Here is an 11,619-nt window from a genome sequence, read left to right as displayed (position 1 = left end):
TCATGACCGATTCCCAGCTTATCCGCGAAATAAAAGAAGGTAATCTCGAATGCTATGCCGAGTTGATACGTCGGTATGAAAAAAAGATTCTTGCATTTATCACGCATCTGCTCCGTCAGGCACATCTGGAGCATGTGGCAGAGGATTTATGCCAGGAGACTTTTTACAAGGCGTACAAGAGCATTCATTCGTTCCGTGATGTAGAAGCGACCTTTTCTACCTGGCTCTACACCATAGCCCGCAATTCCGTATTGAGCGAGCTGCGCAAGAGCCGGAATTCGGATGTGTATCTCGAAGATACTTTGCAGGTGCCGTTGGCTTCGTTTGAACGCTTGCCGGAGCAAGTGCTGCTTCGCAACGAGCGGGAGCATCTCGTTCGCCAGGCGATTAACAATTTGCCTGAAAAACAGCGCTCCGCCCTGATTTTGCGGGAATACGAGCAAATGGACTACAATGAGATAGCCGTGATCCTCGATTTGACAGTGAGTTCAGTGAAATCTTTGCTGTTTCGAGCGCGGCAGAGCATCAAGACTCAATTGGAAGCCTACATCCTGGACCCTCATTTGGATGAAGCTGAAGGGATGAATCGATGATGAGATGTGAAGATGTGCAAGATAAGTTGCCGGATTACGCAGATGGACAACTGCCCGATGTAACGCGGCGGCGTGTCGATCATCATTTGGCTGCATGTTCTTCCTGTCGCTCAGATTACGAACTGTGGAAGGACAGCAGCGAGTGGATGGAGACTGACAAAGAGCGGTACCATTCCATTGCGCCCACCAAGTCGATCGTGGATGCGGTCATGGCGCGTATTCTGTCAGAAGAGAAGTGGGCGATTCCGTTTGGCCGAAAGGTGTTTTCGGTTACAGCGAGAATGCGTCGCATCGGTGCGTGCGCCGCTGTCGTTTTGTTGATGCTTTGTACGTTTACGTTGTATGTAAACACAAGCAATGCAGAACAGGCAAACTCTCTTTTGATCGGCGGCGAGGTTTTGGCGATGGGCAAACAGGCGCAAGTCGTGACCTCCTCCATGCAGACCGAAGACGGTACATATATCGTCGAATCGGATCAGTTAGTCTCTGAAGGACAGCCGCTTGCCAATGCGACGGCCTCTATTGTACCGATGGACGGAAAGCAGGGAGCCAGCGAGTATGAAAGCCCAAATTACGCCGTCGTCCTCAGTGTGTTTGGCATTTTGGTAACCGTTTTGACAATGAGCTGGTTTACGCGGGCTTAATGGTTTATCTTTATAGTATCGTCCTATTTGGGAAGACCGTCTTCGGACGGTCTTTTGCAGCTTGTTTTGATATAAAGCTTGTACATAAGAAATGCCACCCTATAGATGAGGTGAACAAAAATGACGAAACAGTGGCTGTATGTGATCGACGAAGCGATCAAGCGGATTGAGAACGATGAAGTGGAGCTAGGGCTGCAAGCGCTCCAAAAGGTTCAGGAGCATGGCAAGGATTTGCCGGAAGTGATGCTGTATCTGGCGGAGGTGTGGTATCGATTGGGCCATCTGGATGAAGCGGCGGAATTGCTTGCAGAGGTCATGAAGGCAAATCCTGAGCTTGATCCGCCGCTGCGACGGGAGTGCCAGCTGCTCCTTGTGGAAATTGCGCTGGATGGGAACGATTTTGAAGCGGCGCAGCACATCTTGTACGAATTGAAGGAGTCCGGCTATGAGAACCTGCGGCTGGACCTATTGCTGACTGATCTGTACGCCATGCAAGGGCTGGATGAGGTCGCCATCAAGTACCTGGAACAGGCGCGCCAGAAGGAACCTGACAACAAGGAAATTCTCACGGCGCTTGGGAACATGTACTTCCAGATCGGCAAAGATGATGAAGCGATGAAAGCGCTGGAACAGGCCGGGGAGCAAAGTGTGGAGCTGCTCCTCTCGAAGTCCCGCGTTCTGGCTCAGAATGGAGACTTTGAGCAGGCTTATCATCTGTACCAGCATGCTCTCGAACAGGAGCAAAGCGCAGAGATTCTGTACGGCTGTGCCCTGATGGCTTTTCATACGGGCAATGTCGAAGAGGCAGCTGATTATGTGGGAAGATTGCTCGCGCTGGATGAAGAGTACGTCGCCGGGTATCCGTTGGCGGCTGACATTTTCCTCTCCATGGGGAAAACGGAAAAATCGATCGAAGCGCTTGAGCAATACGTGGAGCTGTCGGGCTTCGATCTCGATCAAATCCGCAGGCTGGTCGCCCTGTTGACGCAATCCGGACGCTATGAGGACGCAAAAGAATACCAGAAGCTGCTCGATGCTTGGAATGTAGACGAAGAGTAAATGCGGGCAAATTGCTTGTTTCCTAGGGAAGTCACTATTGTGGCTTCCTGTTTATTTTGCCGGAAATTGGACAAGAATGGTGGGTAACAAAAGCCTTCGTTAAGGAAGGGATGCCCAGATGAACTTGGCAGAGATTTTAGTCTACACCGACATCCGGCAGCTCAATCAGATGGCCGACCATTACGGCTGTGAATGCAATCCTCACTCAAAAAACGAATTGATCACTACGTTGCTGGCCAACTTGCGCCATAAGCAGACAATCTCCCGCGAGATCGAACAGCTGTCGCCGGAAGAGACGCATTTTTTTCTGCTCCTGTTCTTGGACAAGCGCACGGAGATGTCTCTGGAGGACCTTCTCGCAAAGGCCGGCGTAGCTTTGGATGCGAAGAAGGAAGGCAAGCAGGAGGAGGCCCGCAAATACGTAGCGAAAGCGATGAAGCGCGGCTGGATTTTTCCGGCAAAAAGCAGGACGATCGGACAGTACCAGGTGCCGCTGGACATCAGAGAGCCGCTTCTTCACACTTGGCTGCAAAAATGGCAGAAGGACGAAAATGCATTCGTTTTGGAGCCGGATGCGTATCGGGATGAAGGCACGGCCCTTGTTGACGATATCATGCAATTTTTGCGATTTCTTCAGCGGGAGCCCGTCCCATTGACTGCAGAAGGCGGGATGTACAAACGGTATCAGCAGCAGGTGCTTCAATTTTTGCAGGTGAAGGAGGAGCCGCTCACGCCGGAGCGCTGGCGCTTTGGCTACGGTCTGCATTTTGATCTGTATCCGGACAGGTTTTCTCTCATCTACGATTTTTGCTACTACCAGAGGTGGATCGAAGAGATTCCGGGTCAGGTATCACTCACGGAAGCGGGCAATGAACAATTGCAGAAACCGTATAGTGACGCATTGTATCACGAAGTCATCCGCTTCTGGATGAGGCTGTACAAGCGTGCCATACCGAATCTGCCCATGCTCGTCCAACTGATACCGATGATGGCAGCAAGCGGCTGGGTCACCCAGACGGCTCTTGCGAGAAGTCTTCTTCCCTGGATTCGCGCTTTTTACTATGATGATCCGAACAATATTCTGGTGAATCGGATTTTAAAAATGATGGTTCACCTTGGCTTGATTCGCGTCGGCCAGTCGGGTGAAGAGTGGATTTACTCCGGGACGTACGCCAGCCAATCTTGGCTTCGCAAATACAATGGATTCACAGAATCTACCATTTTATTGAAGTGAGGGATGTGCATGGAGTGGCCAAATTTTTATTCGAATACATATGGAACGAACAATCAGCAAGTATCCGGTTTGCTTTCCGAAATGCTGATCGACGAGCAAGTGCGGCTGTACCGGAAGAGAACGCTGTACCAGGAAATTGACGAAGCTTTAGCGGAAAAGGACAAGGAGCGCTTCCTCGTCTTGACGAACGAGCTGCGTGAAATCATGGCTTACGAAGCCACGTAGTTTGGGAAAGGACAATTGCTAGAGCTGCGGATTTCGTGATACGCTAGTCTCCAGAAAAAAACAGGAAAGAGGAGACGGCATATGCAATGGAACATACAGGAAATGGAAAAGTGGGAGGAGTTGCAGCCCTTCGTGGATACTGCGCTGCTCCCTCTTTATTTGTACCGTCCGGACACAAAGCTCGTGGATCATGTGATGAGAACGAGTTATCTGTTAAATGTGGCAGCCTCGATTGAGCAGAAGTTGAAGGGGAGAGTGCTTCTGTTTCCACTCTGCTACCAATTTGGGCACGAACCGATCCCGCAGCAGTTTCCCGAGGGCTTTCAGCATTGCATCCTGCTTCAGTTCAGCGGAGATGATATCAAGCTGCTCGGTCAAGAAGCGCGCAGGCTGACAGTTGGCGATGAGGACCTCGATTCCCCCCTCCGGTTCGAGGTTACGGTCGACATTTTGACTCAGGAAGTCATCCGCATGTGGCAGGAGAAATAGAGGCATTAATGCTTGATATTTTTGGAGACACTAGGAAAATCAGAGAAGCAATATGCCATATTTGACAAAATGGTAACAATCTCTTCTACTTGCGCGATTGCCATGCGGCATGTCTATTGGACATTCTTGACATCTTTTTAGGCGTTAGCTATGATTGGGATTGACCTAGTGTATATGTATTGAAAACGCCATCGTTGTGCGATTCTACAGGATAAGGAGGGAAAAAGAGATGGGCGATAACAGAGAAATTTCCAGGCGAACATTTCTAAACTACGCACTTATGGGAACTGGCGGGTTCCTTGCTGCGGGTATGATCACACCTATGATCCGTTTTGCGGTCGACCCCTTGCTCAAGGGCCATGCGGGTGGAGATACAGTAGCTGTTGGTAGTGTCGATGATTTTGGTCCAGAGCCAAAGCTTGTGGAATTTAAGGTACATACCAAGGACGGTTGGTATGAATCCGAATCGACCTTGTCTGCATGGGTAACCAAGAATGAGAAGGGTGAGATTCTCGCTCTGTCCCCAATCTGTAAGCACTTGGGTTGCACGGTCAACTGGAATACCGACCCGAATCATCCAAACGAGTATTTCTGCCCGTGCCACCTTGGACGCTATGACATTGAAGGGGCACACATTCTGGGTACACCGCCGACAGCATCCCTCGATGAATACGAGACGGAAGTAAAAGACGGCAAGCTCTATCTGGGCAAACTGAAACCAAATCCACGTCCGGGGGTGAGTGGCTAACATGTTGCAAAAAATGTATGACTGGGTCGATGAACGCTTAAACATTACTCCGATGTGGCGGGATTTGGCCGACCATGAAGTACCGGAGCACGTAAACCCTGCTCACCATTTCTCTGCATTTGTTTACTGCTTTGGTGGCCTTACGTTCTTTATTACAGTCATTCAAATTCTGTCTGGTATGTTCTTGACCATGTACTATGTACCAGATATTATCAACGCGTACGAATCGGTAAAATACCTGCAGAACGAAGTAGCCTTTGGCGTAATCGTTCGCGGTATGCACCACTGGGGAGCCAGCTTGGTGATCGTAATGATGTTCCTACATACATTGCGCGTATTCTTTACCGGTTCCTACAAGCGTCCACGCGAACTGAACTGGGTAGTGGGCGTTCTGATCTTTTTCGTAATGCTCGGCCTCGGTTTCACCGGTTACCTGCTTCCTTGGGATAACACTGCGTACTTCGCAACAAAGGTAGGTCTGGAGATCGCAAACTCTGTTCCCCTGATCGGACCTTATTTGAAGACGCTGCTGACCGGTGGGGACATCGTAGGGGCGACGACGCTTTCTCGCTTCTTCGCGATTCACGTGTTCTTCCTCCCAGGCGCACTGCTTGGACTGTTGGGAGCTCACTTCGTTATGATTCGGGTGCAAGGTATTTCGGGCCCACTATAAGTTTTCGATACTAAGGAGGTATTAGCATGGCAAAACAGGACAAAGATGCTACCTTCGTCGGAGACTCCCGAATATCGGCGAAGCGCATCCCGAATATTGCCCCATCTTATTCGGATTTTCCGGGAAAATCCGAGCCGTTTTGGCCGAACTTCCTGCTGAAAGAATGGATGGTCGCAGCTGTTTGTTTGGTCGGTTTCCTGGTGTTAACGGTTTCACACCCATCGCCTTTGACCGATCTGGCAAACCCGAACGACACTTCGTTCATCCCGCTGCCTGACTGGTACTTCTTGTTCCTGTACCAATTGCTCAAGTATCCTTGGGCTGCAGGGGACTGGGTCGTCCTCGGAACAGTTGTCATCCCAGGTATTGCGTTCGGTGCTTTGATGCTGGCACCTTGGCTGGACACTGGTAAAGACCGCCGTCCGTCTCGTCGTCCTGTTGCGACAGGCCTGATGCTGACAGCGTTGGTTGGTATCTTTTACCTGACTTGGGCAGCTGACCATGAGCACTCTCTGAACCATGCCTCCAGCAAGGGCGGAAGCGGCGGACACGGCGGTGGCTCCGGCGCTGCTGCTCCTGCAGCACCAGCCGACCCAAGCTTCAAGCCAGATCCTCTCTGGACAGCACAAACGGGTTGCATGGGTTGCCACGGCAAAAACATGGAAGGCGCACTCGGACCGAATCTGCAAAAGATCGGTAGCCAGCTCGACGCTGCACAGATTGCAGAAGTCATCAAGAACGGTAAAGGACAGATGCCTGGCGGCCTGATTCAGGACGAGGCAGAGATCCAAAAACTTGCAGAGTACCTGGCATCCTTGAAATAAGCCTATAAAGAAAAAGCTGACTGTCGTTCGGTCAGCTTTTTCTTTAGCGGCGAACATAGCGGGAGACGATTTTCATGAGCTTGTTATGGGAGTGGTTTTGGCAGTCATTAGGGAAAAGGTGGTTTCTCTGGACCCTGTTTGTCGTAAACTTGCTAGGAACCATTTATGGATTCATCTGGTACGGCAATCAATTAGCTGACACACCGGCGTATCTTCGCTTGTTCGTCCCGGACAGCCCGACAGGCAGTGGTTTGTTTACCCTGGTGTTGCTAACGTATTTGCTCGGACGCCACATTCCTGTTTTGGAAGCCCTCGCTGGCATTACCAATTTTAAATACGGCATATGGGCGGTAGCGATTATCATTGCCGGCTGGATGATGGGGAATCCCATTCGCGGAACCGATATTATGCTGTTGGTTTCTCATACAGGAATGGCCGCCGAGTCCGTGTTGTATGCTCGTTTTTATAAATTGAGCTGGCTTCCTGTAGGAATTGCTGCACTATGGACATTGAACAATGATTTCCTCGATTATGTGATGGATATTCATCCGTGGCTGCCTGCCGTGCTCGATCCCTATACGGGTATCATCGGTTTTTGTACAGTGCTTCTCAGTATCGTTTCGATCTCGATTATTTGGTTTGCCAATATGCGATTCGGCAGAAACAAGGTCTAAACATGTCCTCCTTTCCATAGGTTGTACTAAGGGAAGGAGGGTTTTTGTGTGAAGAAGAACATCCGGTTCCTGCTGTTCTTCCTGGTGATCGGCTTGCTCTTATCGTGGCCGATTCATTCATTACTGACGAACCTTGAGCGGCCGGCGGAGGAAAAGCAGCTTGCCGCATTGGATGACATAGCTCACCAGATGTTGGACGCAGCACGAAAAGGGGACCTGGAGTCGGCCCGGCAGCGGGTCCGGATGCTGGCAGAGCAGTTCCCTCATCTGCAGCTGCCGGAAACGCTGAGAATCGAAAGCTTGAATGCGGTCACGCAATCAATTCTTGCTGCCAGGAACGGCTTGAACAACACGGCGCTCGATGAGCAGCAACTGCTGGAGCATGCTACTCGTGTACGAGTCGTTATCGACGCGCTGACACATGATCATCAGCCGATGTGGAGGGGCTATTACACGTCCGTTTCTGCACAGCTGCAGGATTTGTTGGAATCTGCGGTCAAGCGTGATTACGCTCATTTTCGCGAACAATTCGAAGAAAACTCTCGGTTGTATCACGTGATCAGACCAGCGATGACGATCCATCTTCCCGAACAACAGCTAAAGAAAATCGATTCGGCATATGACGCCATCTCCAAGGAAATGAGGAACAGCAAAATCGAATGGAATCAAATCCGGAGCGCTCTGCGGGAACTGCAAACCAGCATGCAGGAAGCTTTTATCGGCGAAGACAAGAGCACGATTGCCTACCTGATCAGCAGCGAATCGCCATTTGGTTTGATTTTCAGCATCGTAGCGGCTGTTTTGATGACCTTGGCCTACGTAGCGTGGAAAAAGTATCAGGGACAGTTCCGGACGGTATCGTAGCATAGCGTGGAGGAGATAGATGTTGAAGCTAACCGCCTTATGCCTGTCCTCTTTTTCTTCTTATTAGGCTTTTATACTTTCCCGAAAAAAACACCTCGAGATGAAAAAATCCCGAGGTGTTTTCCCGTTGATTGGCTTAAATCGTTAACTCCGTATAGGCTGCTTGTTTTCGTCCAATGTAAAGCCTTCGCCAAGCACCTCATGAACATCATTGACGATCACAAACGCGTGAGGATCGATGCCCTGTACGATGCTTTTGTAGCGCATTACCTCATTTCGGCTAACGACGACATAGACGACTTGCTTTTCTGCGCCGGAGAATGCCCCTTTTCCCGCCAAAAGTGTTACGCCGCGGCCAAGGTCAAGAATTTGTTTGGCAATGTCGTCTGCGTGATCGGAAATGATGGTGAGCGCTTTTCCGGCATACGCTCCATCCTGAAAAAAGTCGATCACTCGCGCAGCGATAAATACCGCCACCAGCGTGTACATCGCGCTTTCCACATTCAAATAGACAAGGGATGCTCCGATGACGAGAATATCTCCGAAAAAGAGTGTACGTCCCATGCTAATTCCCATGTATTTTTGCAGCAATCGGGCAATGATGTCGACTCCACCCGTCGTTCCGTCGTATCGGAAAATGATCCCCAGTCCGACACCTACAGCAACCCCGGCAAACAGGGAGGCGAGCAGGCGGTCCTGCATCGGCATCGGGTAGACACCTTCAAACAAGGAGAGAAAAACGGATAACGAGACAGTTCCCAAAATGGTATAGATGAAAGCAGTCCGCCCCAAAACCTTCCAGCCGAGGATGAACAGGGGAATGTTCAGCAAGAAAAACACAATACCTTGGTCGACGCTCGGGAAAAGCAGCTTGATCAAGATACTGATCCCTGTGATTCCGCCTTCTGCCAGGTTATTGGGAATATTAAAGGCGTTAATGCCAAACCCCATGATGGCAGAACCAATGATGATGGCAATAATGCTTGTCAACCGAATTTTCATAAAGTCCTCCTTAAACTGGCGAAACTGCCTCGAATAAGCATCCATGCGCAGCCAGATCCCGTGCCCTTCGGGTGCCTCCTTAAACTGGCGAAACTGCCTCGAATAAGCATCCATGCGCAGCCAGATCCCGTGCCCTTCGGGTGCCTCCTTCATACTGGCGAAACTTTGTTTATCATACCTAGTTGCTTTGATGTATACGACAGCCATTATAATTGAAGGCTGATGGAAATGTCCATATGCTGCCAGTCGCAGCGTATTGAGATTTGGCAAACGGCCCTGTTTCGGTTACGATAAAGGCAATGGCAAATCAAGGCTGCAAAAGGAGTGACCCGATGACTCAGCGCAAAACCCTGGAGGAAATCCAGCAAGAAGTAGATCAATACATATCACAGTTTAAAGAAGGTTATTTTTCCCCCTTGGCAATGATGGCCCGAATGACAGAAGAAGTGGGCGAGCTGGCAAGGGAGATCAATCATTTTTACGGCGAAAAGCCAAAGAAAAAGGATGAGGGCGAAAAAACGGTCGAAGAGGAGCTGGGTGATGTTTTCTTTATTGTGCTCTGTTTTGCCAATTCGCTCGGCATCGACCTGCAAGAGGCATTTGACCGTATCATGCATAAGTTCAACACACGGGATAAAGACCGGTGGACAAGAATAGAGGAGACGGAAGAATGATGGAAAAACAGATTCGTATCGCGGTTGCAGGAGCGCAAGGCCGAATGGGACAAGAAGTCGTCAAAATGCTTGGCGAGGATCAGGAGCTGGTCTATACTGGAGCATTGGACACGAGGGTGAGTGATGAAGTAATTGAGCGGCAGCTGGCAGAGATGAAGCCGGATGTGCTGGTTGACTTCACGACTCCGCATACGGTTTATCGGCATATGGAGCTGTGCTTGCGTCACAATGTAAGACCGGTTGTCGGGACGACCGGGCTTACTCCGGAGCAATTGGAAGACTTGACGGCCCGCTATAAAGAAGCGGGGCTTGGAGCCATTATTGCCCCGAACTTTGCGATCGGGGCCATTTTGTGCATGAAATTCGCGGCGATGGCAGCAAAATACATGCCGCATGTGGAAATTATCGAGCTTCACCACGATAAAAAGCTGGATGCACCAAGCGGAACCGCATTGAAAACAGCAGAAATGATCGCTGCTGTCCGGGAGAACATGAAGCAAGGGCATCCGGAAGAGAAAGAAACAATCGCTGGAGCCAGGGGTGCTGACTACGATGGTTTTCGCATCCACAGCGTTCGTTTGCCGGGGATGGTGGCTCATCAGGAAGTGCTGTTTGGAGCGACTGGTCAGACTCTTTCGATTCGGCACGATTCGATCAACCGCGAATCGTTCATGCCTGGCGTGAACATGGCCATTAAAGCCGTGATGAACCTCAATCAATTGGTCTATGGACTGGAGCATTTGATCGACTAGGTTGCATTTTTAAACGATCGTTTAATTCCTACTGACAAGGGAGAGGTCTGATTGAAAATCGCATTGATTGCCCATGACCGGATGAAAGAAGAGATTGTAAACCTATCCATGGCGTACGAAGGCATTTTATCTGAACACGAGCTGTATGCAACCGGTACGACAGGTCTTCGGATCATGGAGGCGACCTCCTTGACCCTGACTCGTTTCCTTTCCGGACCGCTTGGTGGTGACCAACAGATTGGGGCCATGATCGCACGGAATGAAATGGATCTGATCATCTTCCTGCGCGACCCGCTGACGGCTCAGCCTCATGAGCCGGATATTATCGCTTTGCTGAGACTTTGCGACGTGCACAAAATCCCGTTTGCCACCAATCTGGGAACGGCTGAGGTCTTATTGAAAGCTCTGGAACGCGGTGAGCTTAGCTGGCGGGAAATTGTTCACAAGGAGTGAAACGCATGGATCGTGTAGATATCCTGGCAATCGGAGCGCATCCCGATGACGTGGAAATAGGCGCCGCAGGAACCTTGCTGCTCGCCACAAAACGAGGAGAGCGTGTCGGAATCCTGGACTTGACCTATGCAGAGCTCTCTTCCAATGGGACCGTAGAGCGCAGGCAGCAGGAAGCAGCGGCGGCAGACCGGGCTTTAGGGGGAATTACAAGGTACAATTTCGGGTTGCCTGACCGCGGCCTGGAAGCTGTAAAGGAAGAGGCTATCAGCCGGACGGTCGATTTGATTCGGCAGATCAAACCGCGCGTTGTGCTCGCTCCTTATTGGAAGGACCGGCATCCCGATCACGAAAGCGTGAGCAGAATCGTCCGCGAAGCCGTGTTTTCCGCGGGAATCCGCAAGTACCCGGCTGGCCTGTCGCTTCCTGCTTATCGTCCGGAAAAACTGTTGTACTACTTTATCAATACGACCGTGACACCAAATGTCGTTGTAGACATTACATCTGTCTACAAAGAAAAAATGGATGTGCTGCGCTGTTACCGGAGCCAATTTGAACGTGAAGAGGGGACAGTCGCTACCCCGTTGAATAACGGCTATCTGGAATCAGTGGAATACCGGGAGCGGTTATTCGGACAGCAGTCTGGTGTTATGTATGCCGAAGGGTTTGTCAGCGCCACACCCTATGTGCTGGATCGTTTGTAAACAGAGGTGA

Annotated in this window: 16 protein-coding genes; 15 read left to right on the top strand and 1 reads right to left on the bottom strand. The window is 50.4% G+C overall.

The window, feature by feature from the left end; all coding sequences use genetic code 11:
* The first annotated feature begins 2 nt into the window (after positions 1–2).
* From V5G20_RS15710 to V5G20_RS15660, 11 genes are all read left to right on the top strand, one after another.
* Entirely contained in the window at positions 3–593 is a 591-nt protein-coding gene (locus tag V5G20_RS15710; RefSeq protein WP_003387065.1) for an RNA polymerase sigma factor, read from the top strand.
* Between the two features lie 14 nt (positions 594–607).
* Positions 608–1,237: a zf-HC2 domain-containing protein gene (locus V5G20_RS15705; protein ID WP_231504352.1), complete on the top strand. Its 630-nt coding sequence runs from the start codon at positions 608–610 to the stop codon at positions 1,235–1,237.
* Positions 1,238–1,357: 120 nt separating this feature from the next.
* Positions 1,358–2,296, top strand: a complete 939-nt coding sequence (locus V5G20_RS15700; RefSeq protein ID WP_172921101.1) for a tetratricopeptide repeat protein — start codon at positions 1,358–1,360, stop codon at positions 2,294–2,296.
* A gap of 118 nt (positions 2,297–2,414) precedes the next feature.
* Positions 2,415–3,530: a hypothetical protein gene (locus V5G20_RS15695; RefSeq protein WP_024985003.1), complete on the top strand. Its 1,116-nt coding sequence runs from the start codon at positions 2,415–2,417 to the stop codon at positions 3,528–3,530.
* 9 nt (positions 3,531–3,539) lie between these two features.
* A complete protein-coding gene (locus V5G20_RS15690; protein WP_003387061.1) occupies positions 3,540–3,755 on the top strand; it encodes an IDEAL domain-containing protein in 216 nt (71 codons plus the stop codon).
* A gap of 81 nt (positions 3,756–3,836) precedes the next feature.
* A complete protein-coding gene (locus V5G20_RS15685; protein ID WP_003387059.1) occupies positions 3,837–4,244 on the top strand; it encodes a DUF2487 family protein in 408 nt (135 codons plus the stop codon).
* A 229-nt stretch (positions 4,245–4,473) separates the two neighbouring features.
* Positions 4,474–4,992: a ubiquinol-cytochrome c reductase iron-sulfur subunit gene (locus tag V5G20_RS15680; protein ID WP_003387058.1), complete on the top strand. Its 519-nt coding sequence runs from the start codon at positions 4,474–4,476 to the stop codon at positions 4,990–4,992.
* Position 4,993: 1 nt separating this feature from the next.
* Positions 4,994–5,665: a menaquinol-cytochrome c reductase cytochrome b subunit gene (gene qcrB / locus V5G20_RS15675; RefSeq protein ID WP_003387057.1), complete on the top strand. Its 672-nt coding sequence runs from the start codon at positions 4,994–4,996 to the stop codon at positions 5,663–5,665.
* Between the two features lie 26 nt (positions 5,666–5,691).
* Entirely contained in the window at positions 5,692–6,489 is a 798-nt protein-coding gene (locus V5G20_RS15670) for a menaquinol-cytochrome c reductase cytochrome b/c subunit (RefSeq protein WP_003387056.1), read from the top strand.
* Positions 6,490–6,563: 74 nt separating this feature from the next.
* Positions 6,564–7,163, top strand: coding sequence for a DUF1405 domain-containing protein (locus V5G20_RS15665; RefSeq protein ID WP_003387055.1), 600 nt, complete (start codon positions 6,564–6,566; stop codon positions 7,161–7,163).
* Between the two features lie 48 nt (positions 7,164–7,211).
* The gene (locus V5G20_RS15660) at positions 7,212–8,027 is read left to right on the top strand and encodes a sporulation protein YpjB (RefSeq protein ID WP_031933269.1); all 816 of its coding nucleotides are present in this window, start codon (positions 7,212–7,214) and stop codon (positions 8,025–8,027) included.
* Between the two features lie 144 nt (positions 8,028–8,171).
* Here the strand turns inward: V5G20_RS15660 and V5G20_RS15655 are convergent, their stop codons facing one another.
* Entirely contained in the window at positions 8,172–9,029 is an 858-nt protein-coding gene (locus tag V5G20_RS15655; protein ID WP_003387053.1) for a YitT family protein, read from the bottom strand.
* Positions 9,030–9,361: 332 nt separating this feature from the next.
* Here V5G20_RS15655 and V5G20_RS15650 point away from each other — a divergent pair, with 332 nt between their 5' ends.
* Genes V5G20_RS15650 through bshB1 form a run of 4 tightly spaced genes read left to right on the top strand, consistent with a single transcriptional unit; the run spans position 9,362 to position 11,609 of the window.
* Positions 9,362–9,703, top strand: coding sequence for a nucleotide pyrophosphohydrolase (locus tag V5G20_RS15650; RefSeq protein WP_003387052.1), 342 nt, complete (start codon positions 9,362–9,364; stop codon positions 9,701–9,703).
* Positions 9,703–10,455, top strand: coding sequence for a 4-hydroxy-tetrahydrodipicolinate reductase (dapB, locus tag V5G20_RS15645; protein ID WP_024985006.1), 753 nt, complete (start codon positions 9,703–9,705; stop codon positions 10,453–10,455). Before V5G20_RS15650 ends, dapB begins: the two co-directional genes overlap by 1 nt.
* 51 nt (positions 10,456–10,506) lie before the next feature.
* A complete protein-coding gene (locus V5G20_RS15640) occupies positions 10,507–10,908 on the top strand; it encodes a methylglyoxal synthase (protein WP_003387049.1) in 402 nt (133 codons plus the stop codon).
* A 5-nt stretch (positions 10,909–10,913) separates the two neighbouring features.
* Entirely contained in the window at positions 10,914–11,609 is a 696-nt protein-coding gene (gene bshB1 / locus V5G20_RS15635; RefSeq protein ID WP_311067562.1) for a bacillithiol biosynthesis deacetylase BshB1, read from the top strand.
* Positions 11,610–11,619: the final 10 nt, after the last annotated feature.

It is taken from the genome of Brevibacillus borstelensis (assembly GCF_036700025.1).
GTDB lineage: Bacteria > Bacillota > Bacilli > Brevibacillales > Brevibacillaceae > Brevibacillus > Brevibacillus borstelensis.
This window is presented reverse-complemented; position numbering and strand designations above follow the sequence as displayed.

Coding starts and splice junctions, on each gene's coding strand:
- V5G20_RS15710 (WP_003387065.1), top strand. CDS start 3: ATGACCGATTCCCAGCTTATCCGCGAAATAAAAGAAGGTAATCTCGAA.
- V5G20_RS15700 (WP_172921101.1), top strand. CDS start 1,358: ATGACGAAACAGTGGCTGTATGTGATCGACGAAGCGATCAAGCGGATT.
- V5G20_RS15695 (WP_024985003.1), top strand. CDS start 2,415: ATGAACTTGGCAGAGATTTTAGTCTACACCGACATCCGGCAGCTCAAT.
- V5G20_RS15690 (WP_003387061.1), top strand. CDS start 3,540: ATGGAGTGGCCAAATTTTTATTCGAATACATATGGAACGAACAATCAG.
- V5G20_RS15685 (WP_003387059.1), top strand. CDS start 3,837: ATGCAATGGAACATACAGGAAATGGAAAAGTGGGAGGAGTTGCAGCCC.
- V5G20_RS15680 (WP_003387058.1), top strand. CDS start 4,474: ATGGGCGATAACAGAGAAATTTCCAGGCGAACATTTCTAAACTACGCA.
- qcrB (WP_003387057.1), top strand. CDS start 4,994: ATGTTGCAAAAAATGTATGACTGGGTCGATGAACGCTTAAACATTACT.
- V5G20_RS15670 (WP_003387056.1), top strand. CDS start 5,692: ATGGCAAAACAGGACAAAGATGCTACCTTCGTCGGAGACTCCCGAATA.
- V5G20_RS15665 (WP_003387055.1), top strand. CDS start 6,564: ATGAGCTTGTTATGGGAGTGGTTTTGGCAGTCATTAGGGAAAAGGTGG.
- V5G20_RS15655 (WP_003387053.1), bottom strand. CDS start 9,029: ATGAAAATTCGGTTGACAAGCATTATTGCCATCATCATTGGTTCTGCC.
- V5G20_RS15650 (WP_003387052.1), top strand. CDS start 9,362: ATGACTCAGCGCAAAACCCTGGAGGAAATCCAGCAAGAAGTAGATCAA.
- dapB (WP_024985006.1), top strand. CDS start 9,703: ATGGAAAAACAGATTCGTATCGCGGTTGCAGGAGCGCAAGGCCGAATG.
- bshB1 (WP_311067562.1), top strand. CDS start 10,914: ATGGATCGTGTAGATATCCTGGCAATCGGAGCGCATCCCGATGACGTG.